Genomic DNA, 24,504 nt, shown 5'->3' with positions numbered 1-24,504 from the left:
CGGATCAATTGCAAGCGTAAAGGCTTCTGCTTTATGCTTTCCGCTTTTTATGTTAATTTCGCCGCATTCGAGCAGCAATAGCTAATCCTAACTACAACACTAAATGAAGGCAATAATACCAGTGGCAGGGGCAGGCACCAAGCTTCGTCCACATACATATACACAGCCTAAAGCATTAATACCTTTAGCCGGCAGAACCATTCTCAGTATCATTATTGATCAGTTGGTGGATGCGGGTATCACAGAATTTGTTTTTGTGGTAGGCTATCTTGGTGAAAAGATCCAGCATTACGTAGAAAAGAAGTATCCGCAGCTTACCTGTCACTTTGTGCAGCAAAACAGCCGCGAAGGTACCGGTCATGCTTTATCCCTTACCCGCGATGTGGTAGGTAGTGATGAAATACTGATTGTACTGGGCGATACCATCTGCGAATGCGATTTTAAAGAAGTGATCGCCTCCCCTTACTCTATGCTTGGCCTGAAAAAAGTAGATGACCCGCGTAACTTCGGTGTTGCCGAACTGGATGAACAGGGAAAGATTACCCGCGTAGTGGAAAAGCCGCAGATCCCTAAGTCGAACCTCGCACTGGTGGGACTTTACAAGATCAAGGAAACAGAGCAGCTGTACGACTGCCTCCAAAGCAATATTGATAACAGGATAAAGTCGCACGATGAGTTCCAGCTCACAGATGCACTGGAATGTATGATTGAGCACGGTGTGCAGTTCAATGGCTTCAAAGTATCCAACTGGTTCGATTGCGGCCGGAAAGATACGCTGCTGGAAACAAACGCTATCCTCCTGAAGAAATATAAACTGGCCAGCAATCCCGTATTACCATATGAAAATACGATCATCATCCCGCCGGTAAGCGTAGGGGAAGGCTGTAACATTAAAAACGCCATTATCGGCCCTAATGTGGCCATTGGTGATAATACGGTGATCAACTACTCTATTGTAAAGGATTCTATTATCGGCTCTTTCAGTAACCTGTATGAAGTAGTATTGAAATCTTCCCTGATAGGCAGCGACGCCAATATCCGCGGATTGAGCCAGAGCCTGAACATAGGCGATAATACCGAAATAGACCTGGGATAATACCGGCAGCATCAAGCTATAGTATATTCGCTTATGAACAACCGTATCACTTCCTTATTCGATATTCAATATCCTGTTATCCAGGCTGGCATGATCTGGGCGAGCGGATGGCGTTTAGCCAGCGCCGTTAGTAATGCCGGCGGCCTGGGGCTCATCGGCGCCGGAAGCATGTATCCTGCCGTATTGCGGGAGCACATTCAAAAGTGTAAACAGGCAACTGATAAGCCTTTCGGAGTGAATGTGCCGTTATTATACCCGGATATTGACCAGCTGATAAATATTATCCTGGAAGAAGGGGTACAAATAGTGTTCACTTCTGCCGGGAATCCAAAAACATGGACACCGGTATTGAAAGCCGCAGGTATCAAGGTAGTGCATGTGGTATCCAGCGCAGCCTTTGCATTAAAAAGCGAGGCCGCCGGAGTAGATGCAGTAGTAGCAGAAGGATTTGAAGCCGGCGGGCATAACGGCCGCGAAGAAACTACCACCATGGTATTGATCCCGGCAGTATGCGAACAGGTAAAAATACCGGTTATTGCAGCCGGGGGCATAGGCTCCGGGAAAGCCATGGCAGCAGCATTTGCCTTAGGCGCATCCGGTGTGCAGGTAGGCAGCCGTTTTGTAGCAACCCCCGAAGCATCTTCCCATATAAATTTTAAACAGGCGGTGGTAAATGCCAAAGAGGGCGATACCATGTTAAGTTTAAAGAAGCTGGCGCCCGTTCGCCTCATCAAAAATAATTTTTACCAGGCGGTGCGGCAGGCAGAAGATAACGGCGCAGATATAGATGCCCTGAAAACCTTGCTGGGACGCGCCCGCGCCAAATCAGGCATGTTTGAAGGTAACCTCGAAGAAGGGGAACTGGAAATAGGCCAGGTAAGTGCTTTGATACATGATATAAAGCCCGCAGCAGCTGTATTGGCGGAAATATGGACGGAGTTCAGGGATACCATCCGCCATTTAAATAGCTTCGATATTTGATTGGTTACCGGAACCACCGCTCCGGTAACCATCTCAAAAAATTTTTTATGGTTTTCTTACTACCCACTTCATCGCTTCTTTCAGTGTAATTTTCTTTCCATACATCAGGATCCCTGTGCGGTATATTCTGCCGGCTAACCAGGTAGTGCCCAAAAAGCCACCAATAAGACAAACAAACGACAATATCAGCTGCCAGTAAGGTACTGTGCCGGGAACCCCATAGGGCAGCCGCGCCATCATTACCATCGGCGATGTGAATGGAATAATACTGCCCCATACCGCGAGCGGACTACCAGGGTCCTGTACTGCCTTCATCATAATCATGATACCAATGATGATGGGCACTGTTACGGGAATGGTGAGCTGCTGTACATCGGAGGCATCTTCGTTGACCAAACTGCCAATGGCGGCATACAAGGCAGAGTAAAAGAGATAACCTCCCAGGAAGTACAACACAAAGCAAGGTACCAGTAAGCTCCAGTTGATACTGCCTATCACTTCCCGCATTCTGTGCACCATTTCAGCCGTTTGCGCCGGGTTGCCCTGGGCGGCAGCTGCCTGCATGCTTTCAGGAGAAAAGAACAGCGGTATCAGGGAGTATATGGCTGTAATGAAGATACCCCATATAAAAAATTGCAGCAGGCCCACGGCGGCTATGCCTACAATTTTTCCCATCATCAGCTGAAAAGGCTTCACGCTGGAGATCATTACTTCTGCAATGCGGCTCACTTTTTCTTCCATCACACCCCGCATAACGGAGGTACCAAACAGTAACAGCACAAAGTAGATAATGAACCCGCTGGCGTAGCCTACTCCATAAGACACCCAGGAGCTGCCTTTCTTTTCGTCCTTACCATTTTTAAAGGTTACTTCCACATCCGACCTGATTTCATCCATTTTAGAGGGTTCAATCCCCTGCAGCTGCATGCGCTTCTTTTCAATGATGCTGTTGATATCCTTGTTGATACTGTTTTCTATGGTGATGCTTGCCTGGCCGCTGCTGTAAAATTCAAAGCCGGAGGGCCTGTTGATATCAAACTCGGGGATATACAGCACTCCTTCATAGCCGAGATCACTGTAATGCAGTTTGAGGCTATCGATGGGCTGGTTTTGCACGTATTTGAAATATACGCCTTTGGAATCGGGGAACTTGTTTTCAAACAACCCGCTTTTGTCTACCACCGCAATGAGCTTATGTTCGCTGGAAGAAGTAGATAAAAGGATGGGCACAATGATCATGGCGGCAAAGGCCAGTGGTACCAGTATAGTGGTGATGAGGAATGATTTTTTACGCACGCGGGTAAAGAATTCCCTTTTTATAATGAGCCAGATTTTCTCCATAAGTAGCAGGTTAATCAGGCCAGCGGCAAAGCAGCTACGGGGGCGTTGCTGTTTTCGGTTTGCTGTACCTGGGTGATAAATACCTCGTTGATAGAAGGAAGGATTTCTTCAAAATATGTAACAGGAATGTCCTGGCGGATGAAATGCAGCAGGATATCGTTGGTACTGCTGTCTTCATTCATTTTTACGGTAAACGCCTTATCGTGTGTTTGCACAATGTTAAAGTGATAAGTAGCCATTTGTGCAGGATTAGGCATTGTGCCCAGGCCTACTTTAAAAAGGCCCTGTTTAAAGTCCTGCTGGATCTGCTTTACACTGCCATCCAGTATTTTATGACCTTTGTTGATCAGCATGATATGGTCGCAGATTTCTTCTACCTGTTCCATGCGGTGGGTAGAAAAAATGATGGTGGTACCTTGCTGACTGAGGTTGAAAATTTCCTGTTTAATGAGATTGGAGTTGATAGGGTCCAGGCCGGAGAAGGGTTCATCGAGGATCAGCAGCCTGGGCTGATGTAGAACAGTGGAGATGAACTGCACTTTCTGCTGCATGCCTTTACTGAGTTCATCGACCCGTTTGTTGTACCAGGAGTTGATATCGAATTTATCAAACCAGTATTGGATCTTCTGTACCGCTTCTTTCCGGGAGAGTCCTTTGAGCTGGGCGAGATAGAGTGTTTGTTCGCCTACCTTCATTTTTTTATAGAGACCTCTTTCTTCCGGCATATACCCGATGTACTGCACATCGTTTTCCGGGTTGAATTTTTGCCCGTTGAAAATGATCTGGCCTTCATCGGGGTAGAAGATACCGGTAATCATGCGGAGCAGGGTTGTTTTACCGGCGCCGTTAGGACCCAGTAATCCGAAGATGCTGCCCTGCTGTATATCAAAGCTAACATCATCCACCGCTTTGTGGGTATCATAATGTTTTTTCAGGTGTTTGACTTCGAGTAGGTTCATGGTGAAAAATTAGTGATTAATCCCCAATAAATAAGTCGGAATATCGTTACGACAACTTTGCGGCAATGATGGCGGCCACGCGTTCGCCATCCATTGCAGCGGATACGATCCCTCCGGCATATCCGGCGCCTTCGGCGCAGGGATAAAGACCTGCCACCTGCGGGTGTTCCAGCGTATCATTGTTGCGGGGAATGCGTACCGGTGAAGATGTGCGTGACTCTGTGGCCACCAGTACAGCATTTTCGGTGTAGTATCCTTTCATTTTGCGGCCAAAGGCTTTAAAGGCGCCGGCGAGGCGCTGGTGTACTACTTTGGGTAATACGCTGCGCAGGTCCACGCTGTTGAGGCCAGGTACATACGAGCATTCAGGCAACGAGGCAGAAACTTTTTTATTGACAAAGTCGGTCATACGTTGTGCGGGCGCTACGAAATTGCCGCCACCGGCATGATACGCCTGTTTTTCAACCGCCTGTTGAAAGTACATCGCTGCGAGCGGGCCGTGATGTGCGAATGGTGCAAAGTCGGATTCATCAACGGTAACCACCATGCCTGAATTAGCGAAGGGGTTGTTTCGTTTGGAAGGCGACCAGCCATTCACTACCAGTTCGCCGGGATCGGTAGCTGCGGGGGCGATTATGCCACCCGGGCACATACAGAAAGAGAATACGCCGCGGCCTTCCACCTGTTCTACCAGGCTGTAACTGGCTGGCGGGAGATATTCGCCACGCACCTGGCAATGATACTGTGCATTGTCGATGAGTTCCTGCGGGTGCTCCACGCGCACACCGAGGGCAAAGGGTTTGGCTTCCAGCAAAATGTTTTGCTGGTGGAGCATGATAAATATATCGCGGGCGGAGTGGCCTGTGGCGAGAATGAGTTGTTTGCCTTCAAATATTTGCCCGGTGGCGGTTTGCACGCCTGTAACTGCGCCGTTGCTGATTTGTATGGCGCTTACTTTTTGTTCGAAGTGTACTTCTCCGCCGCTGTTGATGATTTGTTCGCGCATAGCGGTGATGATATACGGGAGTTTGTTGGTGCCGATGTGCGGGTGTGCATCGATCATAATCTTATCTTCTGCACCGAAGTGTACGAATATGTTGAGGATGCGGTTAATATCGCCGCGTTTATTGGAGCGGGTGTATAGTTTACCATCGGAGTAGGTACCGGCGCCGCCTTCGCCGAAGCAGTAGTTGGAGTCGGGGTTTACGATACCTGTTTTATTGAGGGCGGCGAGATCACGGCGTCGTGCGCGTACATCTTTACCGCGTTCCAGTATAACTGGTTTTACGCCTGCTTCTATGAGCCGCAATGCGGCGAAGAGGCCCGCGGGTCCGGCGCCTGCAATCAGCACCCGTGGTGCATTGGCTGGCAGGGATGCATATACCGGATGGGTGTGTTGCCTTTCTTCAAAAGGTTCGTTAATGAATACCTGTATGGTAAGGACAAAGAACACCTGCTTGGAACGTGCGTCTATAGAGCGTTTCAGCAGATTGAATCCTGTAATGTCGGCAGGCTTTACACTTAGTGCGGCAGCAGCGTGCTGTATGATATTTGTATGAGAGGCGGCATCGGCCGGCAGTAATTTGAGAGATATTTGTTGTATCATATTAGCGGTTAGGTGTTTATCCTAAAACTGCGGCAAAGATAGCAAATGCGGGGTAATGTATAAAATGAGTAAAGCGAAGACATAAGGGGATGTAATCCGCTTATATCTTCGCTTCAATAGCTTTTGTGTGATGCTTTCAGCTTAGAAAGGCAGGTCGTCGCCGCCATCTCCGCCGCCTGCAGGCATCTGTGGAGTATTGTAGTTAGGCTGTGGATCTGTGCCCGGAGCAGGTGCTGCCATTACAGATTCCATACGCCATGCGTCCAGGTTGGTGATGTAGTTCACTTTACCATCTTTTTCCCATCTGGTGCCTTTGATATTGAAATAAACTTTAACGTTTTCACCTTCATTGAACCGGTCTACAATACCAGTGCGGTCTTGCACCGACTGAAACTTTATATAGTTGTTGATAACACGGCCATTGATGTCGTCGGACTTCTCAATAACGAACTCTCTTGTCTTAAAAGTTTCGCTACGTTGTACCGTGTTGTACTTCACAATCAGCTTTCCGGTAATTTCAAAACTCATAGAAAAATTATTTTAAATTCAGAAGGGTCAAAGATAAGGTATTCGGCTTAGTGCGGACAAATATTTTTTATTAATCCGGTGCGCGCGGATATAAATAAATACTTTCACAATTACTATCCCCTAATACATTTTTTTAAATGGAGATACTAACATAGTTTTGCACCCTCTCCCGAAAAAGTGTGAATATCTCATGACTTATCAGTGAACGTTTTTTTTTGAGAGAAAGGATACAATATTATTTTATCAATTATATATCCATATTTATGATAAAAAGGAGAATGGAAAAGATAAAGGTGCTGTTAATCAATGGGGTTTATAGTAATGAAAACCTTGTCACGTCTGGGCTGTAAAGCCACAGCAGTAGTGGAAAAAGGGGTTTTGGTACTCTGTAATCAGGAGAATATAAACAAGGGTAGATAAATTTTTTTTTTCAACATTTTCTACAGATATTCGTCGTCCTGTCTGAAAATTTTTCAACTTCCTGCGTTGGGGAATTTCGAATTCGAGAACTAAGCATCCTTAATTAAGAAACAACTAATTTTTTTTATCTCAATGAATAAAACTTGCGAACAAGTTTGGGAAAAGTGTCTTAATATAATTAGGGATATAGTAGAATGGCAGCCGTTTAAGACATGGTTTGAACCTATTAAACCCATTAAACTTGAAAACAATGTTTTAACCATCCAGGTCCCCAGCCAATTCTTTTATGAATACCTTGAGGAGCATTATGTGGGATTGTTAGGAAAAACCATCAAGAGAGAATTAGGTAAAGAAGCCCGGTTGGAGTATCGCATTGTAGTAGAGAACGGTACGCCACATCAGCATCCCAGAACAGTAAACATGCCCACGCAGTTTACCAAACCTCAGAAAGACAATGAAGTAGATTTTCCTTTAACGATTCACAACCCGGTTAAGAATCCCTTTGTTATTCCGGGCATTAAAAGGGTACAGATTGACTCGCAGCTCAATCCCAATTATACGTTTGATGCGTATGTAGAAGGAGACAGTAACCGTGTGGCAAGACGTGCAGGTAAAACAGTGGCCGAAAAGCCCGGTGGCACCTCTTTTAATCCGCTGGTAATATATGGTGGGGTAGGTTTGGGAAAAACGCATCTTGCACAGGCAGTAGGCAATGATGTAAAACGTATACATCCGAACAAAGCGGTGTTATATGTAAGTGCAGAGAAATTCATTAACCAGTTTATAGATCACTCCAAGAATAATATCATCAACGACTTTATCCACTTTTACCAGTTGATAGATGTGTTGATCGTAGATGATATCCAGTTCTTTGCCCGCGCAGAGAAAACACAGGACGCCTTCTTCGCTATCTTTAACCACCTGCACCAATCCGGCAAGCAGCTGATCCTAACGTCTGATAAGGCGCCTAAAGATCTGGATGGCGTACAGGAAAGATTACTGAGCCGTTTCCGCTGGGGACTGAGCGCTGATATCCAGATCCCCGATTTTGAAACCCGGATGGAAATCCTGGAAATGAAGATGCGGAACGATGGACTGGAAATGCCGAAAGAAGTAGTGAAGTATGTAGCCTATAACATCCAGACAAACGTACGTGAACTGGAAGGCGCACTGATTTCCCTGCTGGCACAATCATCGCTGAACCGTAAGGAAATTGACCTGGAACTGGCGAAGCGCGTATTGAAATCTTTTGTAAAAACATCTTCCAAAGAAATTACAATCGAGAGTATCCAGAAAATGGTCTGCGAATATTTTGATGTGCCTTATGATAAGCTGTTGCAAAAAACACGTAAACGTGAAATTGTGCAGGCCAGGCAAATCACCATGTATCTCGCTAAATCATTTACTAAAAATTCCCTGAAAACAATCGGTGAACATTTTGGTGGACGCGATCATACCACCGTTATCCACAGCTGTCAAACTGTAAAGGACCTGATGGATACTGACAATAACTTCCGTGACAGCGTAATTGAATTGCAACAGAAAGTACAACTGGCGGCCATGTAAAGCCTGCCTTAGCCCTGAGAACCTATTTTAAAAAGCCGTGCACAACTGCACGGCTTTTTCATGTTCACCCGCATGGGGACTGCCTTTCAGCGGATTTTTATATACTTAGGGCAAGTTTTTTTGTAAAAAACCGAATTTGCTTTTGGAGAATATAAAACTTTTCCTATTTTTGCAACCCCTTCAGGGAAATAATGGAGAGATGCCTGAGTGGCCGAAAGGAACGGTTTGCTAAACCGTCATACGGGTTAAACTGTATCGAGGGTTCGAATCCCTCTCTCTCCGCAAGGAAAAAGCCTTCAAATCGAAAGATTTGGAGGCTTTTTTGATTTGAGGGATTGAGATTGGATGGGCAGCAATCCCACTACCAAACCTTATCCGATCTTACGCGCTACCATCATATGTCTATAAATCTGGCATGTCGATTTTGATGTTTCGCTAATCTTAGGTGCTTGCTTAATAACATTCTCCAAAAAGCTGCGATTAGCATCACCCCATTGGTTCATGGCATCAATAATAGGCATCAGTGAACAGCCGATCTCCGTAAGCGAATACTCCACTTTAGGCGGTAGTTGCGGGTAGGTTTTCTTCTCTATCATTCCATGTCCTTCCAATTCTTTGAGTTGTACATTCAGCACCCTGCGGGTGGCGCCAGGAAATAAGCGTAGTATCTCGCTGGGACGCTTTACATCCATCGAAATAGCACGGAGGATGGCTGGCTTCCATTTGCCATTCAGCACTTCTTTAGTCAGGTGCAGTCCGCAATCTATTGTGAGGGGAGTCTTTCTTTCATACATATGCTGTTCACTTTATTCAAAAATAGGCATTGTATTTTAATTCCTTAATGGGATAAATTTATCCCTATGGTATTAGTTTTTCCCATATTGTAACGCTGGGGCATATGCCCGAAGTTTGCCTTAAAAAAACAATGGGAAATACAGCACAACCTCTGTTAGAGGAATATCAGATAGGTGATTTGAAATTGAAAAACCGGGTGGTAATGGCGTCACTTACGCGTGGACGTGCCACCAATAAAGGCCTGGTTCCTACACCATTGATGGCCAGGTATTATGCACAACGCGCTTCAGCAGGCTTAATTCTGAGTGAAGGTACCTGGGTGAATCCGAAGTCTATTGGTTTTATTAATGTGCCAGGCATTTATACGCAGGAGCAGATTGAAGGATGGAAACTGGTGACCCAGGCAGTACACAACAAAGGAGGACTAATCTTCTCTCAATTAGGGCATATTGGTGCTGCATCTCATCCGGATTTTTTTGATGGTGAATTGCCGGCAGGCCCTTCCGCCATTAATCCGCAAAATCATTCTTATACACCCCAGGGCTTTAAAGATACACAAACGCCCCGCGAGTTCACCGTTGCTGAAATTAAACAAACTATACAGGATTACAGGCAGGCGGCTAAGAATGCGAAAGAAGCAGGATTTGATGGCGTTGAAGTACATGCACAGGCTGGCATGCTAATTCCTCAATTTCTAAGCCTGGCCACTAATCATCGCACCGATGAGTATGGTGGCAGTATTGAAAATCGTGCACGTATTATATTTGAAATACTGGATGTCATCCTGGAAGTATGGGAAAGCACAAGGGTAGCGATCAAGTTTACACCGGTCGCATATAGCCATGTAGGCATCGTGACGCCGGATGAAGAAACTATCCCCATGTTCCAGTACATCCTTAAAAAACTGAATGACTACAATCTCGCTTTCCTGCACATTGTTGGGCCTGCAGAAACTTTAACAGGTACCCCGGTAGAAGTATTGCAGGATAATTATTTCAGCCATTTCCGCTATCACTACAGCGGCAGGTTGATGGCTAATCTGGGCTTTACGCAGGAAAGCGGGAATGCCATCCTGAAAGAAGGCATAGCCGACCTGGTATCTTTTGGTGCACCATTCATTGCCAACCCCGATTTGGCAATCCGCTTTAAATATAATTTGCCATTGTCAGAAATCAACCGCGATACGTTGTATAGTGGGGGTGAAAATGGATATACCGATTATCCTGAAGCGATGTTTTAATATTCCGGACATTGAAGTAAATACTTCTTATATCAATGCAAGAAGTATTTACTTCAATGTCGTTACGTGAAGACAACTAGTCTTTGTAAAAAGACTATCATTTCATGAAAGAAGCGAAAGATTTAGAGGCTTTTTAATTCCAAACATAGTACCCTGACAAAATAACTTAATCTGTTTAGGCTTATAGTTAAACCCTGGGCTTGTAATACAAATGGTACCTCGTCGGGAACATGAATACTTTTCCTTTTTTACGATACGCTCTTATAGAAGAAAGAAGCCATTTTGAATAGAAGGAAAAGTCTGCATCACTGTAGTCGGAAACAAGCTCAAATATTTCACCGTGTCAGTCTACGACTACGTAGGAATAATACTCGCCAATTTTTCCTGCGCTCCACAAGAGACTGTCTGTAGTTCGATACATTGGGTAGCCAAAGGCTTCTGCCATGAATTTTTTATAGTTATCATCGTTCCAGTTGTAATCGCTGTCATATGCTCTGAAAAAGAAATGCATTTGAAAAACATCTTTCCCATTAGAGTACCTATCGTCTTCTCCGGTAGTATTGTCACCTTTTATTAATTTAAACCCCTTAGGAAAGGATGCTTGTCCTAGAGTAGTGATTGCGTAGAGCAAGAGGAGAAAACTAAATAAATATTTCATAAGTCGGATTGTGTTAGTTACTTGATAAATAAGTTCAATTAGTAATATTATCGACTATTCATTAAATAGCAAATAATCTCTCGTAAATTTTCATTAAATAGGTTCGAACTTTGCCCCTCATAGCCCGTTAAATAAATCGAAAGATTTAGCACATAGTTAAAAGCCTTTAGATAATGTCTGCTGCATAGTTTTGATCCTTTTCATCCCAAATATTTCCACTTACGTAACATTTTCATAGATCATTGGACTCATTCGTGTATTTTTAAAATCAATGCCAGGCGCATTGATTCAGGACACATTTAACAAATCTCAATGACTAGAGTAAAGTTGATCCATACCCTATTGTTACTATCGCTGATAATTTGCACTTCGCTCAATATTGCTTCAGCACAAAGCCTTGAAAGCAGGATGGATAGTTTGATTCTAACCCTGTTCAATGATAAAGATGGCCCCGGTGCTGTATTTATGGTTGCTCAAAATGGGAAGCCTATTTATCAGAAAGCGTTCGGCAAGGCTAACCTGGAATCAGACGTGAATTTGACGCCGGAGAACGTGTTCCAGTTGGGTTCCATGACCAAACAATTTACGGCTGTAGCGATTCTCATGTTAGAAGAACAAGGCAAATTAAGTGTAAAGGACCCTGTCTCCAAATACATAGCCGATTATCCTTCAGGAAGTAAAATAACGATACATCATTTATTGACCCATACTTCAGGCATTAAGGACTTCACCAGCATGAAATCTCTTTCGACGATTGCGCAGAAAGATATGAGTCCTGAAATGATGGTCAATTTTTTCAAAAACGAACCAGCTGATTTTGCACCGGGAGAAAGGTTTGCGTATAATAATTCGGGGTATGTGCTGCTGGGATATATCATAGAATTGGTTTCCGGAGAGACATATAAAGATTTCATCGGGAAACATATTTTCGATAAAGTTGGGATGAGTCAATCTTACTACTGCAGCGACAGACAAATCATCAAAAAAAGAGCATACGGGTATCACAAAAAGGAATATGGATACGTGAATAAAACGATGATCAGTTTCAGTGTTCCTTTTTCATCTGGTTCGCTCATGTCCACCACCGGCGATATGCTGAAATGGCAGAATGCTTTGAATCAGCACCTGTTACTCAATGCAGCAGCAACCCAAAAGGCTTTTACGAAGTATAAATTGAACAATGGAGAAGAGTTTGCCTATGGGTATGGCTGGCACATCAGGGAAATAAAAGGGATGCCGGCCAGGGAACATGGCGGCAGTATATTCGGGTTCAAAACAATGGGCGTTTATATTCCCGGTGAAGATATTTACGTAATTGGAATGAGTAACTGTGATTGTAATTCACCGACGAAAATAACAGAAGATCTGACGGCATTGGCGCTGGATGAGTTAAGAAAGCAGAAGTGACGAATGAAAATTTGTTATACCCTTAAGGGTATAACAAATAATGAAAAACCCCATACAATACACTCAACCCAATCAGGTATAAAATATTCATTTTAAACCTCAGCATCAGCACCAATGATACGATCATCCATACCAGCGCCAGGATATCCGGCTTGCTGAATAAAATGCCACCCGGAAAAATCACATCTTTCCCGAGATATAAAGTAAGATTTAGTATCACACCCACTACAGCGGCGGTAATTAATCCAAGAATACCTTCGATGATGTCAATACCGTGCGTTTTCTCAATCAGGGGAGCCCCGGCGAAAATCATCAGGAAACAGGGCAAAAAGGTAAAGTACGTAGTGGCGAGCAGTCCGGCTGCACCCATCCATAAAGAGCCGCCAAAATGGTTATAACCGGCCATAAAACCCACGAATGATAATACAATGATGAGCGGACCGGGTGTTGTTTCCGCCAGTGCAAAACCATCGATCATCTGTAGCTTACTGAGCCAGTGCAGTTTTGTAACACTGTATTGCGCCACATAAGGCAGCACCGTATACGAGCCGCCTACAGTCACAAACGCGGTTTGTGTGAAGAACAACCCCATATTTTTCCAGAAAGTAAAGTCGCTGAAAAACAACAGAAACAGTCCAAACGGAAGCAGCCAGGCGATAAAGGCAATACCCAGTAATTTCAGGAGCCGCCGTGCCTGGAAGCCCTCTCCGGGCGATACGGTGTTTTTATTCAGCACATACGTATGTTCTTCATCTCCGGTTGTTGCTGTATTTTTTTCCTGGTGTTGTAATGCGGCTGGCCATATCATGCGCGTGACGACACCAATAACAACTACGCCGCCAATGATGGCCAGTAAGGAAATATTGAAGAAGAAAATACATACAAATGCCAGCGCCGCCACGCCGTAATGCAGTGGTCCGTGTAACGCTTTCTGCCCGATCCTGAACATGGCGATAAGGATGAGGGCAATCACAGCAGGCTTTAATCCGGCGAACATGGCGGTTACCCACGGGATATTGCCAAAGAGCACGTAAATAATGCTTAGCCCAAGTAAAATGAACATCGATGGCAATACAAACAAGATACCGGCGGCAAGCCCCCCTTTTCTGTCATGCAGCAACCACCCGATATAAATGGATAATTGCTGTGCTTCCGGTCCGGGCAGGATCATACAATGATTCAGGGCATGCAGAAACTTACTGTTGCTGATCCACTTTTTCCGGTCCACTAAATAATCATGCATAATGGCAATGTGGCCGGCGGTACCGCCAAAACTTATCCATCCTAATTTAAACCAGAATTTAAGCGCTTCTCTAAACGCCGGCTTCTGTGTAATAATTTGTTCTTCCATATGATTATTCTTCCTGCCACTGCTACTTTAAAAGCAAATAATCCCCTCCTGTATCCGGAGATACCGTTTTTACATGCAATAAAAGCAGTTGAAAACAACCGGGCAATAACCACCGGCTGAGTGGCAAAAAAAGTAGCTGTTTTACGATTAAAAAAGACTGTCTGATGGCTTCCGGTAAGCAGCAACGAAGATACGAAAATGCTCCCGGTAATGCAAGGATTTTAGCCGGTAAAAGACTGATTTATTTGACATAGCAGGATAACCGTAAGTCCAAAAATAAAGAGACTATTTACCCGTGGAATTGCTCCTGATTTTATGCATGTATTGCGAAATAATATTTTTATCGGCAGCCGTTTTTGCCAGTTGCAAAGCGCTGGCAAAATATTGCAGCGCCTTTCCATCATCGATGCCGGCAGACTGCGGTCTTGTTCTTCATATAAAATATACGCGCCGGAATCACTGGTCCTGGCTTCAAACCGAGAGGCGTGGAAACACATCAGCGACATCAATGCATTTACGGCTGGCGTATTGGTAGGCGTATTTTCCAACAGAAAATAATTCAGCCGTATGGCTTCCAGGCACAACTCTTTGCGCAGCACAAAGCCGCACAGGATACGGAGAGAAAGCCCTATCCGGGCTTCCGTAGGGATAGCCGGGTGACAGATGGCAAACATCATTTTCAACTGGCTGTCCTGGATGTTGGCGGCGGAGAGATCAATATCAATTTCCTCCGGTGGTGGCCGGTGCAGTTTCAGATCGGCAGCTATCTTTTCGCTGAAAATTTTATTTCTTCTGAGGTAATCTTTTGTTTTGTTTTTAGCAACGGTGTACAGCCAGGCGGAAGGATTCTCCGGAACGCCTTTTGAACTCCATGTTTTAGCTGCCAGCAGAAAAGCATCATTAACGACGTCTTCTGCCGTTTCCATGTGCGGGAGGCCGAATAGTTTACAGAGTACAGCAATAATTTTGCTGTACTCTGTTTTGAATAGTTGAGGAAGAAGATCATTATACACCGGACCTGATGATTGTGTTAATTCATTTTTATAATGTCCCTTACTTCCACATGGCCGCCTGCAAGAAGAATAGGACAACCATCAACCAGCTGCATCGCTTCTTCCAGTGAAGCGGCCTTTACAATCAGGTACCGCCTACTATTTCCTTTACTTCTGCATAAGGGCCGTCGGTAATCACGTTATCGGCCCGGAGCGTTTTTGCCTCCTGCCCCAGTTGATCGGTGCTTAAAAACTTCCCCTGTGCAGCAATACCGCCTATCCAGTCCTGCCGCTGCCGGAGGATGGCCTGCATTTGCCCGGGGCTTATCACCCGGTTGGGGTCCGGTGCATGTCGGAAGATCATCATGAATTCTTTCATTTTTTCTGAATTTTAACGTTAAATGATGTTGTTTACGACCTTATGACGAATGACATCCGGACTATTGGACAAATTATTTTTTGCGGAAATTAAGAGGCAGATTTTTGCAGCGGATTAAACCTGCAATCTGCAGGCAGGACAGGTTTAAAAATGAACATATTATGCTTTAAAACCGGACACATTATAAATACTTTAAAGTATAATTATCTAGCATAAAGATATTTCATATCTGGCACCTTGTTGGCTTTTCACAAAACAATCAATCTTGCACCCGTATGTTCAAAAGTTATCTGAAAACAGCCTTCAGAAACCTTTTCAGGAATAAGTTATTTTCCGGCCTCAATATTTTCGGATTAGCTACAGGCATGGCCTGCAGCATTCTTATTTTCCTGTGGGTGCAGGATGAACTGAGCTACGACCGCTTTAACGCTAACGCAGGGCATATTTACCGCCTCACGGCCCGTGTAGGGGATATAGCAGCAGCAGTGGTGCCCGTGCCTGCTGCAATGGCCATCAGGGAAGCTGTTCCGGGCATAAAGAACACCACCCGGCTGGCCGCCCTGCAAAGCATGGTAACAGTAAATAATCAAAAGTATGAGGAGAAAAACATCTACTACGCCGACAGTAATTTTCTCTGCATCTTCGATTATCCCCTTTTGCTGGGAGACGCGTCCAGCCTACTGTCCAGGCCCGATGGCGTGGTACTCACCGCCAGCAGTGCAAAGAAGTACTTTGGCAGCCCGGAAAATGCCATGGGCAAAACCCTGCACATTGACAATGATTACAATGGCAATAACCTGCTGGTAACGGGTGTACTGAAAGACATTCCCCGTAATTCGCACCTGCAGTTTGATATGTTGCTTCCCATTCAGCTCTATGAAAGAACCATCAACCTGGAACAGGGATGGGGTAATTTTGATGTATATACTTACCTGCTGATGGATGATCATTTCAGTGGCACACCAGCAGCCCTGGCATCGTTACAGCAGCAGATCCAGGCGCTTTACCGCCGCCTGGATATAACGAAAACAAATGGATTCCTGTACGTTCAGCCGCTAAAGGATGTGCATCTGCGTTCCCGCCTGATGCTCGATGTAGCCGGCCAGGGTAACTATCAACAAGTAAAGATCTTTTCCCTGATCGCGGTTTTTATTTTACTGATTGCCGGCATCAATTTTATGAACCTGTCCACTGCTTTGTCCGGGCAACGGGCCAAAGAAGTAGGGATGCGTAAAACAGTGGGCGCTTTGCGGTCGCAACTTGTAATGCAGTTTTTAAGTGAGGCGTTATTATTATCTTTTATCTCCCTGATTATCGGGCTGGTGATAGCATGGGCATTGATACCATTGTTCAACCAGCTGGCAGCGAAATCCATCTCCATTAACCTGCTGAATATAAAATTCATAGCGGGTCTTTTAGGAATAGCAATAGGTGTAGGTTTGCTTTCCGGAAGTTACCCCGCGCTGTTCCTTTCTTCTTTTAACCCGGTGAAAGTGCTGAAAGGTGTAAAGATGCTGCATGGCAGGAAAACGTTTTTCAGGAACAGCCTGATCATCGTGCAATTCTCCATTGCAGTGATCCTGATAGTGAGCACTATTGTAGTGTATAAACAACTGCACTTTATCCGGACCATGGATATCGGTTACAACAAGGAAAACCTCCTGTATATACCGATTCCCCGCCTGGGCGACCTGCAGCGGAACCAGGTGGCGCTGAAAGCTGTAATGAGCCAGTATCCGGAGATAGATGATTATACTTTTATCAGTCACCTGCCTACAGATCTGCCCACCGGTACCCGTTCGGTTGAATGGGAAGGAAAGGACCCACAGGCAAACCTGGTATTTCCACAAATGTGGGTGGATGATCATTTTGTGCATACTTTCAGGATGCAGTTAAAGGCCGGCAGGTTTTTTTCCAAAGATTTTAAAGGAGATGAAAATAACTATGTGCTCAATGAAACGGCCATAAAAGCAATGAAGCTAAACGTGGAAACTGCGCTGGGAACGAGAATAACCATGGATAGCCGTACAGGCATTGTCATAGGAATAGTAAAAGATTTTAACTTCAAGCCAGTGCAACAGCCCATACAACCACTGATTATCAGGAACGGCAGTTCCGGCAATTTTAACGGGAACACAGGGTATATTGTACAGCGGACTACGGCTGCCAATATGCAGCAAAGCCTGGCGACGATGAAAAAAGTATTTCAGCAGGTATATATCGATTTCCCATTTTCTTTCGGTTTTGTAAATGAAGACCTGTCGCGCTTATACCTCGCCGAGCAGCGCATGGGAAAGCTTTTCAATATTTTCTCTGTGTTATCTGTAATGGTGTCTTGCCTGGGACTTTTCGGCCTCGCTACTTTTGCCACACAAAAACGTATTAAGGAAATCGGGGTCAGGAAAGTGCTGGGCGCCAGCGTAGCGGGTATTGTAGGGATGTTGTCGAAAGATTTTTTAAAGCTGGTGGTATTTGCTTTGCTGATCGCCTTCCCCGTGGCGTGGTGGGTAATGAATAAATGGCTGCAGAATTTTGCCTATCATATCAGCATCCGCTGGTGGTTTTTCGCGTTGGCTGGTGTTATTGCCATTGTCATCTCCTTTATAACCGTCAGCTACCAATCGATCAAAGCGGCCAGGTCCAATCCGGTAAAAAGCTTGCGTACCGAATAAATTTTTCCGGAAAGGGATGGGCTTTGAGCGATCTTATTTCACAGGTTTGTTACTTTCTTGAGAAAATTGTCACCTCGTGTAATCCAGCGTAGCAGGGCATTCTATTATATTTTGCGTCTTTTTGTTAAAAAAATTTGTTTTTATGTTAAACATTTTCCTACATTTGCACTCCGCAATTGAAGCAAAGGTATTGCCGCAAGGGCAGCTGTTAATGCAGAAGATGCGGACTAAGAAGGGATTTCGGGGCGTAGCGTAGCCCGGTATCGCGCCTGCTTTGGGAGCAGGAGGTCGCAGGTTCGAATCCTGCCGCCCCGACTTAGCATTTAAAAGGCTTTCCGTAAACGGAAAGCCTTTTTTAATTATGTATAACCTCATAACTGCCTCACAGCACTATTTCAAACAAGCTGGAAGTACCCTTCTTGTAATGCACAGGTAACTCATCACTCGCCACCGGCGCCACCACGCCAAGATAATTAAAGCCACAGCTTACATAATAGTTATTCAGCTTATCATTGCCGCTGCCGGTATCCATCCTGATATAGTTTTTCCCGATACTTACTGCATATTCCCTGGCCCACCGTACAATATGCTTTACATAACCATTGCCCCTGAAGTCCGGATGAGTGGCGATACGGTGAATGTAAATGGCCGGATCTTGATCTTTCTCTTTCCATATAAAGGGATCCTGGAATGTAAGAGAAAAGATGCAGGCAATCCGGTCGTCCTCCATTATCTTCCATAACCTCTTTTCACGGATATCTGTTTCCACCAGCGCCTGGTCAAATCCCTCCCAGTGCTTCTGTGCAATTTTCTTTTGAAGTTGTGTGCCGGCTTCATAAAGACTAAAGATTACATCGATATCTTCCGGCGTGCTGTTAATTATCTGCATCATAGAACAAATATTGAGACCGTAAAATTCAGCTATAAAAGGCAAATAAAACAGATTCAGTTTTGTTCATTTCGACCATATCAGATTTGTCGTTATACCTACTGGTGGAGAGTCTGTAAAATATATCTATCTTTATAACATAACTAAGAACTACTGATGAAGCTAACGATATCAGGCTACTCTACCGCCTTATTTTCCACCTGGTACTTCCTGGAAGAACTGGGTATTTTAATGGATGCGGGAGATGGATTAACGGCTGCACTTTTGCAAAAAAGCAGGAAGATCAACTATGTATTTATTTCTCATGCGGACAGGGATCATTTAACGGGCCTGCTGCAGCTAAACCAGCTGAATGCACGGGATGGACTGCCGGTAATCTGTTATCCAAGGGACAGCAGTTCTTTTCCGGCGATGGAAGCATTCTCCAAAAATTTTGATCCTCATATTGCCGGTACACAATGGAGGGCGGTAGCACCGGGCGATGAAATATGGGTAAAAGACGATGTAGTGGTTATTCCTGTGCGTAACGAACATGTAACTACCGATGCGCACATCATCCGGAGCCTGAGCTATAAGGTAATGCAGGTGAAACAAAAAGTGAAGCCGAAGCTGGCAGCGCTTCCCCCCGAAACGATCCGGCAAATCATTATGGAGCAAGGAAAAGAAAGCACCACAATGGAAGTAAGAACCAACCTGGTCGGCTATTCGGGCGATACGCCTGTACAGGATATGGAACGCTGGGATGGCACCGATATCCTGATCCATGAAGCTACGTTTCTAGCCAGTGAAGGGGATGTGAAAATAGTAGCACATAAGAATAAGCACAGCAAACTGGGAGAAGTGATGGATATGGTAAGCCATATCCGCGTAAAACAGCTGATCCTCGGACATTTCTCCTCCAGGTACAGCGCGGAACTCATTGACCGGAGCATTAAAGAACTGTGCAATAAATACGGCATCAGTATTCCCGTATTCCGTTTGTTACCCGGCCTAACGGTGAGGGATATACTTTCCGGTGCGCCTGTCAATAAATGAATATCATTACTGAAGTTTTTTTCAGCAGGATTTGTTTTTGTGGATATTTATTTCCTACATTTGCATCCCGCTACACAGCGTCGGAGACGGGGCGTAGCGTAGCCCGGTATCGCGCCTGCTTTGGGAGCAGGAGGTCGCAGGTTCGAATCCTGCCGCCCCGACTTAGAAAGATTAAAGCCTTACAGTTTGCACTGTAAGGCTTTTTTATGCTGCAAAATCCGTTGCTCTTTTAAACACAGTCCGGAGCCCACCATTCCTACAAAGTGTTAACCGAAAAAATGAACTGACCATCCTGCTGACCTGTTTCTTATCACTCCAAATAAATAAAGCCTGTCCCCCGGTACGTATATAGAATGCGTTGCATCCTTATATGTTTACTATAGCAACATCATATTTGTTTACCCTCTTAATTATTAATTATGATTATTCAAAACATTGATGCCCTTAAGGCACTAGCTTCCCCTGTAGCTACTGAAATTTATGAGGTATTATGCTATTATACCCCCGGCGATAACGGGGGCGGTTCATTTTACTGGGACAGTTTATCCGGAGAGACCCCTAATAATGGAACTATCATTCAGGGTGTAGCATCAGGCCGGTGGAAAAGAATTTATACTACTTTCATTGATTTACGGTGGTTTGGTGTAAAAGATGGGATTGATTGTTCTGCATCTTTAACTGCGGCATTGGGACTCAGCAACATTGTGATATTAGAAAATAAGGTATTTACCACTAGTACAACTGTCGTAGTACCTTCAAATAAGCAATTATCCGGTAAAGGAGCCACTATTTCTTCTACCGCCAATCCGGTGTTATCTGTACAGGCATCTTCAGAAAGAATTGAGATTACAGGCTTATCTATCGCTGGAAACGGATCTAATACTGCTATCGAAATCACCGGAAATTATACGAACTCATATGCTTCAACCGCCAAAGCGTGTGATCTGAATTTTGTCCGGGTAACCAATTGTGCGTTAAGTCTCAAGCTCACTAATGCCAGAAAGATCAATCTCCAATCTTGTGAATTTAATTCCAAGTCCGGCATTTATTATTACGACAGAACCGCAGAAGTAAATATTGATAATTGCTTCATTGTTTCCAATTCAAGCGGTCCTGATGATTATGGATTGAAAGCAGAAGCTAATCCGGGAAATGCCCCGCAAACGCCTGAAGGCTTAACGGTATCCAATACGCTATTCTATTTATTCCCTGTGAATATATGGATTAAGGATCTTTTCATCAGCATGTTTTCGAACTGCTATTTTGATGCAACCGGCAGAGCACAGAATGTCCTCATGGAATATGAAATTAAAAATGAAGGGTCACAATTTAATAACTGTTGGTTCCTTAATCAAGGCATTTCCTATGCTCCTGTTGCTGCAACGAACGTTAAACCGTATAGATCGTCAGTTAGTAACTGTTATTTCCAGAGCCAGTCGGGAACAACTATTAATATCAAGTCATGGCCCCATGAAATAGCTATTTCTTCAAGCAGATTTAATGGTTTGCTTACAGGTACTCAGGTTGGGCTGGTTTGTGCTAATCTTAACAACAATATATCCCTTTCAGATTGCAACTTTTCATATTATGAAAGTGTAGCGCAGTTTAAGGGTAACGGGCAATTCAACACGGTGTCAAATATTGTCTGCAACGGAACAGTAGCGCCTTATTATTGTCAATACCCCGTTAACATTTCTAATGCTGAGGGCATGCCCCGCAGCTTGCAAAGCACTATAGCGCAAGGGTACAGCTTCCCGGTTGCGGGAAACATTTCAAGTATTACCGGAATCTTCTTTGGGGGTATATACAAGGTTGTGCTCAGCGGTGTTATTTCAACCAGTCATGCGGGATATGTTGTGCTTAATTTGCCAATGGGGTGCAAAGTGTTAGATGGAACATACAGGTGGCTGGAAGTTTCAAATACAGCAGTTGAAATATCCTGGATGGTACAAATGGCAGATTACGGAGTAAATGGCACTATCTCCGTCATGTCTGAAACTGGTGGTAATGGTTCAGCAGGTAGTTTTTCTTCATTTTTCAATTATTTTACTGCAGTAAAATTGACTTAATCCTATGATCATTCCTGCATAGCTTATTTTAGTCCCTATACCAACAATGACAAAATGGAGTATCTCATTTTGTCATTGTTGGTATAGGGATTTTGTGATTTAGAAATTAGTATTAATAATTATGTATTCCTGCCGGAATTAATAAAATCCACTGGGAAATGTGCCCTGCCGCCCCAACTTAGAAAAAAGCCTTGCATGTATGCAGGGCTTCTTTGTTTTAGCCATTCCCGGGCAGGTGAAGCTGATCAGTTCCGGATAAGAGAATTCTTCCTTAAGAGCCAACTTCAAGCCTATATCCTTTTTCCTCGTATAACCACAATTTTGATATTCGGATCAAATTCCAGTTTTTTTCTAAGCTTTGATATGAACATATCCAGGCTACGCCCTACAATAACACCTTCATCTTCCCATATCTCTTTTTGCAGCCGGCTTCTCTCTATAGTCTCGTTAGGAGACAACGCGAAAATTTGTAGAACACGGGTTTCAGTTCCGGTTAAGTCTATCGTCTTTCCATCAATTATGAGCTTACGATTCTTCGCATCAAACAAAACCGAACCCAAAGTAATGATGCCCGTATCCTGATCATCCCCTGGTAAAGCGCTTTTCTCAGGTAAAGGTCTCCGCGGCTTAACAGATCTCAAAAAAAGAAAACCAACAAATGCTAAAAACGGCAGGCTGCCCAGGAGATATCCATTCTTTGCAGTATTTATACCCACCGGTTTGAATTTAACATTGATCATGTAACATCCTTTGGGCTGTTTTCTTCCCATACAGGTTACAATATCATCTTTTGTATTTTTGGAGATAGCGTATCCATAGGCTACACTGGAGTTGCTACAGTTCAGCACATTAACAACATAATCACGTGCGAGCGGGTCTTTGGCCAGCAAACGCCGGGTGGTATTCACCAGGGAGTCCGGTTGAAAAGTAAGATCATTCTCAAACGTGATCCGGTATTCATTTTCAGCGATCTTTTTTACCGGGAGCACCCTTGAGGTACTGTCGCCCGACTGTAAAAGTAGTTCATGTCCGATCCGGCGAAGTAAAACCTCCCTTCTGGAAATATCAAAATCGTCACTTCCACCCATAATGAAAGCCACGCAGATGACGGAGACAAACAAGAATAGGATCAATCCCAACAGGTATTTGCGTTTCCCCAGGAGGAGATTTTGACCAAGGTGCATAGTGTCAAGTTATTATTTACAAAGTTTACAATTTTATTTACAATCCAAGCTCCCTGTACTGAAAGATATCAAAGTAATTTCGCCAGATCAACTTTGAGCCCCGCAAAGGCGAAATCGTGGAGCTGGTTGCCCACCAGAAAGACAACCTGGTTGATACAATATAAATACATTATCAATAACAAATTGACATAATGATGTATAAATCTAACAAAACAATTATTCAGACAATCTTCCTTGGCGTCTTTATTGTCGCAGGCATCTTTAATGTTTCCTACGGACAAACTAAAACCGGACCTAAATCCATCACCCGAAATATCATGCAAGATAGAAAGGGCAACATCTGGATTGCCTCGTGGGAGGGAGTTTTTCGATACGATGGAAAATCTTTTACCAATATTACCAGTAAAGTGAGTACGGCCCGTTTTTTTTCTGTTTTAGAAGATAGTAAAGGCAACTTGTGGTTCGGCTCTATTGGTTCAGGTGTTTATTATTATGATGGGAAATCCTTTCAAAATCTCACCACCAGGGATGGACTTCTCAATAATGATGTTGGTAGTATTTATGAAGATAAAAAAGGCAACATCTGGTTCGGTGTTTTTGGAGGAGCAAGCCGTTACGACGGGAAATCCTTCCGGAATTATATCATCAATGGAGATGTAATGAATGAGGACCGGATAGGGAAAACTTTTCCGGAGAGGCCCCCTTATGAAGTTACTGCTATTATTGAAGACAAAACAGGTAAGTTTTGGTTTGCTACAAGAGGCAACACTTTCGTGTATGATGGAAAAACATTCTCCGTTTTTACCCATGAGGACAAACCTTTTAAGAATGTTCGTTCCATAATCGAAGATAAAAAAGGTAATATCTGGCTTGGCGGACCTGATGGTCTTTGGCGCTATGATGGCAGTACATTTATAAATTTCACACAGAAGTTTGTTGGTTATATAGTTGAGGATAAAAAAGGTAATATCTGGACTAGTTCAGAGAGGGATCATAGCCAGGCTTTGGCAGTTCCCAAGTACGACGAAAAGTTTCTGCGCAATCAAGCCTGGGCACTTTCCCGGTATGACCAAAGGTCTTTGCCTGATCAGAGGCCCACGGTAACCGAAATAACGTATAACCCAATGTTCTTTGGGATTCTGGAAGCTAACGATGGAAGTATTTGGTTTGGATCTGTAAACGGAGTGTATCGTTATGATGGAAAGACCATTACGGATTTTAAAGGCAAAGAGGGTCAGAAGTAATGTGTAGAGAGCAACCTGTGATTACACCCTGACTACCAGATATACGAGCCGTTCAAAACAATAAGTTAACTTATCTTTGAACGCGCATAAAA

20 protein-coding genes and 3 tRNA genes are annotated in these 24,504 nt (G+C 44.1%); 12 read left to right on the top strand and 11 right to left on the bottom strand.

Annotated features, from left to right (window positions below; genetic code table 11):
* The first annotated feature begins 103 nt into the window (after positions 1–103).
* Both QFZ51_RS06150 and QFZ51_RS06145 read left to right on the top strand, forming a co-directional pair.
* Positions 104–1,096 carry a sugar phosphate nucleotidyltransferase gene (locus QFZ51_RS06150; RefSeq protein WP_429044213.1) on the top strand — a complete coding sequence of 331 codons (993 nt, stop codon included), beginning with the start codon at positions 104–106 and terminating at the stop codon, positions 1,094–1,096.
* 33 nt (positions 1,097–1,129) lie between these two features.
* Positions 1,130–2,077: an NAD(P)H-dependent flavin oxidoreductase gene (locus QFZ51_RS06145; RefSeq protein WP_429044210.1), complete on the top strand. Its 948-nt coding sequence runs from the start codon at positions 1,130–1,132 to the stop codon at positions 2,075–2,077.
* A gap of 45 nt (positions 2,078–2,122) precedes the next feature.
* Here QFZ51_RS06145 and QFZ51_RS06140 read toward each other — a convergent pair whose 3' ends face one another.
* From QFZ51_RS06140 to QFZ51_RS06125, 4 genes are all read right to left on the bottom strand, one after another.
* Positions 2,123–3,418 carry an ABC transporter permease gene (locus QFZ51_RS06140; protein WP_370911099.1) on the bottom strand — a complete coding sequence of 432 codons (1,296 nt, stop codon included), beginning with the start codon at positions 3,416–3,418 and terminating at the stop codon, positions 2,123–2,125.
* 14 nt (positions 3,419–3,432) lie between these two features.
* Entirely contained in the window at positions 3,433–4,377 is a 945-nt protein-coding gene (locus QFZ51_RS06135) for an ABC transporter ATP-binding protein (RefSeq protein WP_429044206.1), read from the bottom strand.
* Between the two features lie 46 nt (positions 4,378–4,423).
* Positions 4,424–5,983: an NAD(P)/FAD-dependent oxidoreductase gene (locus QFZ51_RS06130; RefSeq protein ID WP_429044203.1), complete on the bottom strand. Its 1,560-nt coding sequence runs from the start codon at positions 5,981–5,983 to the stop codon at positions 4,424–4,426.
* 141 nt (positions 5,984–6,124) lie between these two features.
* Positions 6,125–6,511, bottom strand: a complete 387-nt coding sequence (locus QFZ51_RS06125) for a DUF3127 domain-containing protein (RefSeq protein ID WP_079469647.1) — start codon at positions 6,509–6,511, stop codon at positions 6,125–6,127.
* 552 nt (positions 6,512–7,063) lie between these two features.
* Here QFZ51_RS06125 and dnaA point away from each other — a divergent pair.
* Both dnaA and QFZ51_RS06115 read left to right on the top strand, forming a co-directional pair.
* Complete coding sequence (gene dnaA, locus QFZ51_RS06120; RefSeq protein ID WP_079469646.1) at positions 7,064–8,497, top strand: chromosomal replication initiator protein DnaA; 1,434 nt, start codon at positions 7,064–7,066, stop codon at positions 8,495–8,497.
* 193 nt (positions 8,498–8,690) lie between these two features.
* Positions 8,691–8,779: transfer RNA gene (locus QFZ51_RS06115), tRNA-Ser, on the top strand.
* Between the two features lie 89 nt (positions 8,780–8,868).
* Here the strand turns inward: QFZ51_RS06115 and QFZ51_RS06110 are convergent.
* Positions 8,869–9,291 carry a winged helix-turn-helix transcriptional regulator gene (locus tag QFZ51_RS06110; RefSeq protein ID WP_429044200.1) on the bottom strand — a complete coding sequence of 141 codons (423 nt, stop codon included), beginning with the start codon at positions 9,289–9,291 and terminating at the stop codon, positions 8,869–8,871.
* Positions 9,292–9,395: 104 nt separating this feature from the next.
* Here QFZ51_RS06110 and QFZ51_RS06105 point away from each other — a divergent pair, with 104 nt between their 5' ends.
* Positions 9,396–10,532, top strand: coding sequence for an alkene reductase (locus QFZ51_RS06105; protein WP_429044198.1), 1,137 nt, complete (start codon positions 9,396–9,398; stop codon positions 10,530–10,532).
* A 343-nt stretch (positions 10,533–10,875) separates the two neighbouring features.
* Here QFZ51_RS06105 and QFZ51_RS06100 read toward each other — a convergent pair whose 3' ends face one another.
* A complete protein-coding gene (locus QFZ51_RS06100) occupies positions 10,876–11,043 on the bottom strand; it encodes a hypothetical protein (RefSeq protein ID WP_429044195.1) in 168 nt (55 codons plus the stop codon).
* Between the two features lie 459 nt (positions 11,044–11,502).
* On the opposite strand from QFZ51_RS06100, the gene QFZ51_RS06095 reads away from it, so the two are divergent.
* Complete coding sequence (locus QFZ51_RS06095) at positions 11,503–12,597, top strand: serine hydrolase domain-containing protein (protein ID WP_429044192.1); 1,095 nt, start codon at positions 11,503–11,505, stop codon at positions 12,595–12,597.
* A 22-nt stretch (positions 12,598–12,619) separates the two neighbouring features.
* On the opposite strand, the gene chrA is transcribed toward QFZ51_RS06095, so the two are convergent.
* The 3 genes from chrA to QFZ51_RS06080 form a co-directional block, all read right to left on the bottom strand.
* Positions 12,620–13,948, bottom strand: coding sequence for a chromate efflux transporter (chrA, locus tag QFZ51_RS06090; protein ID WP_429044191.1), 1,329 nt, complete (start codon positions 13,946–13,948; stop codon positions 12,620–12,622).
* A gap of 221 nt (positions 13,949–14,169) precedes the next feature.
* Positions 14,170–14,961 carry an RNA polymerase sigma factor gene (locus QFZ51_RS06085; protein WP_429044189.1) on the bottom strand — a complete coding sequence of 264 codons (792 nt, stop codon included), beginning with the start codon at positions 14,959–14,961 and terminating at the stop codon, positions 14,170–14,172.
* Positions 14,962–15,085: 124 nt separating this feature from the next.
* Positions 15,086–15,319: a YciI family protein gene (locus QFZ51_RS06080; RefSeq protein WP_429044187.1), complete on the bottom strand. Its 234-nt coding sequence runs from the start codon at positions 15,317–15,319 to the stop codon at positions 15,086–15,088.
* Positions 15,320–15,594: 275 nt separating this feature from the next.
* On the opposite strand from QFZ51_RS06080, the gene QFZ51_RS06075 reads away from it, so the two are divergent.
* On the top strand, positions 15,595–17,991 hold the full coding sequence (locus QFZ51_RS06075) for an ABC transporter permease (RefSeq protein WP_429044184.1): 2,397 nt from the start codon (positions 15,595–15,597) through the stop codon (positions 17,989–17,991).
* Positions 17,992–18,232: 241 nt separating this feature from the next.
* A tRNA-Pro gene (locus QFZ51_RS06070) sits at positions 18,233–18,306 on the top strand.
* Positions 18,307–18,373: 67 nt separating this feature from the next.
* Here QFZ51_RS06070 and QFZ51_RS06065 read toward each other — a convergent pair.
* Entirely contained in the window at positions 18,374–18,883 is a 510-nt protein-coding gene (locus QFZ51_RS06065) for a GNAT family N-acetyltransferase (RefSeq protein WP_429044182.1), read from the bottom strand.
* 153 nt (positions 18,884–19,036) lie between these two features.
* Here QFZ51_RS06065 and QFZ51_RS06060 point away from each other — a divergent pair, with 153 nt between their 5' ends.
* The 3 genes from QFZ51_RS06060 to QFZ51_RS06050 all read left to right on the top strand — a co-directional run bounded on the left by QFZ51_RS06060 (position 19,037) and on the right by QFZ51_RS06050 (position 21,984).
* Positions 19,037–19,915, top strand: coding sequence for an MBL fold metallo-hydrolase (locus QFZ51_RS06060; protein ID WP_429044180.1), 879 nt, complete (start codon positions 19,037–19,039; stop codon positions 19,913–19,915).
* A gap of 87 nt (positions 19,916–20,002) precedes the next feature.
* A tRNA-Pro gene (locus QFZ51_RS06055) sits at positions 20,003–20,076 on the top strand.
* A 258-nt stretch (positions 20,077–20,334) separates the two neighbouring features.
* Positions 20,335–21,984: a hypothetical protein gene (locus QFZ51_RS06050; protein WP_429044177.1), complete on the top strand. Its 1,650-nt coding sequence runs from the start codon at positions 20,335–20,337 to the stop codon at positions 21,982–21,984.
* 290 nt (positions 21,985–22,274) lie between these two features.
* Here the strand turns inward: QFZ51_RS06050 and QFZ51_RS06045 are convergent, their stop codons facing one another.
* Positions 22,275–23,123, bottom strand: a complete 849-nt coding sequence (locus tag QFZ51_RS06045) for a winged helix-turn-helix domain-containing protein (protein WP_429044174.1) — start codon at positions 23,121–23,123, stop codon at positions 22,275–22,277.
* A gap of 236 nt (positions 23,124–23,359) precedes the next feature.
* Here QFZ51_RS06045 and QFZ51_RS06040 point away from each other — a divergent pair, with 236 nt between their 5' ends.
* On the top strand, positions 23,360–24,412 hold the full coding sequence (locus tag QFZ51_RS06040; protein WP_429044171.1) for a ligand-binding sensor domain-containing protein: 1,053 nt from the start codon (positions 23,360–23,362) through the stop codon (positions 24,410–24,412).
* Positions 24,413–24,504 lie beyond the last annotated feature (92 nt).

It is taken from the genome of Chitinophaga sp. W3I9 (assembly GCF_050434025.1).
In the GTDB taxonomy this organism is placed as follows: domain Bacteria; phylum Bacteroidota; class Bacteroidia; order Chitinophagales; family Chitinophagaceae; genus Chitinophaga.
This window is presented reverse-complemented; position numbering and strand designations above follow the sequence as displayed.

Excerpts from the sequence above, each read along its gene's own strand:
- QFZ51_RS06150 (WP_429044213.1), top strand. The coding sequence starts at position 104 with ATGAAGGCAATAATACCAGTGGCAGGGGCAGGCACCAAGCTTCGTCCA.
- QFZ51_RS06145 (WP_429044210.1), top strand. The coding sequence starts at position 1,130 with ATGAACAACCGTATCACTTCCTTATTCGATATTCAATATCCTGTTATC.
- QFZ51_RS06140 (WP_370911099.1), bottom strand. The coding sequence starts at position 3,418 with ATGGAGAAAATCTGGCTCATTATAAAAAGGGAATTCTTTACCCGCGTG.
- QFZ51_RS06135 (WP_429044206.1), bottom strand. The coding sequence starts at position 4,377 with ATGAACCTACTCGAAGTCAAACACCTGAAAAAACATTATGATACCCAC.
- QFZ51_RS06130 (WP_429044203.1), bottom strand. The coding sequence starts at position 5,983 with ATGATACAACAAATATCTCTCAAATTACTGCCGGCCGATGCCGCCTCT.
- QFZ51_RS06125 (WP_079469647.1), bottom strand. The coding sequence starts at position 6,511 with ATGAGTTTTGAAATTACCGGAAAGCTGATTGTGAAGTACAACACGGTA.
- dnaA (WP_079469646.1), top strand. The coding sequence starts at position 7,064 with ATGAATAAAACTTGCGAACAAGTTTGGGAAAAGTGTCTTAATATAATT.
- QFZ51_RS06110 (WP_429044200.1), bottom strand. The coding sequence starts at position 9,291 with ATGTATGAAAGAAAGACTCCCCTCACAATAGATTGCGGACTGCACCTG.
- QFZ51_RS06105 (WP_429044198.1), top strand. The coding sequence starts at position 9,396 with ATGCCCGAAGTTTGCCTTAAAAAAACAATGGGAAATACAGCACAACCT.
- QFZ51_RS06100 (WP_429044195.1), bottom strand. The coding sequence starts at position 11,043 with ATGCATTTCTTTTTCAGAGCATATGACAGCGATTACAACTGGAACGAT.
- QFZ51_RS06095 (WP_429044192.1), top strand. The coding sequence starts at position 11,503 with ATGACTAGAGTAAAGTTGATCCATACCCTATTGTTACTATCGCTGATA.
- chrA (WP_429044191.1), bottom strand. The coding sequence starts at position 13,948 with ATGGAAGAACAAATTATTACACAGAAGCCGGCGTTTAGAGAAGCGCTT.
- QFZ51_RS06080 (WP_429044187.1), bottom strand. The coding sequence starts at position 15,319 with ATGAAAGAATTCATGATGATCTTCCGACATGCACCGGACCCCAACCGG.
- QFZ51_RS06075 (WP_429044184.1), top strand. The coding sequence starts at position 15,595 with ATGTTCAAAAGTTATCTGAAAACAGCCTTCAGAAACCTTTTCAGGAAT.
- QFZ51_RS06065 (WP_429044182.1), bottom strand. The coding sequence starts at position 18,883 with ATGATGCAGATAATTAACAGCACGCCGGAAGATATCGATGTAATCTTT.
- QFZ51_RS06060 (WP_429044180.1), top strand. The coding sequence starts at position 19,037 with ATGAAGCTAACGATATCAGGCTACTCTACCGCCTTATTTTCCACCTGG.
- QFZ51_RS06050 (WP_429044177.1), top strand. The coding sequence starts at position 20,335 with ATGATTATTCAAAACATTGATGCCCTTAAGGCACTAGCTTCCCCTGTA.
- QFZ51_RS06040 (WP_429044171.1), top strand. The coding sequence starts at position 23,360 with ATGATGTATAAATCTAACAAAACAATTATTCAGACAATCTTCCTTGGC.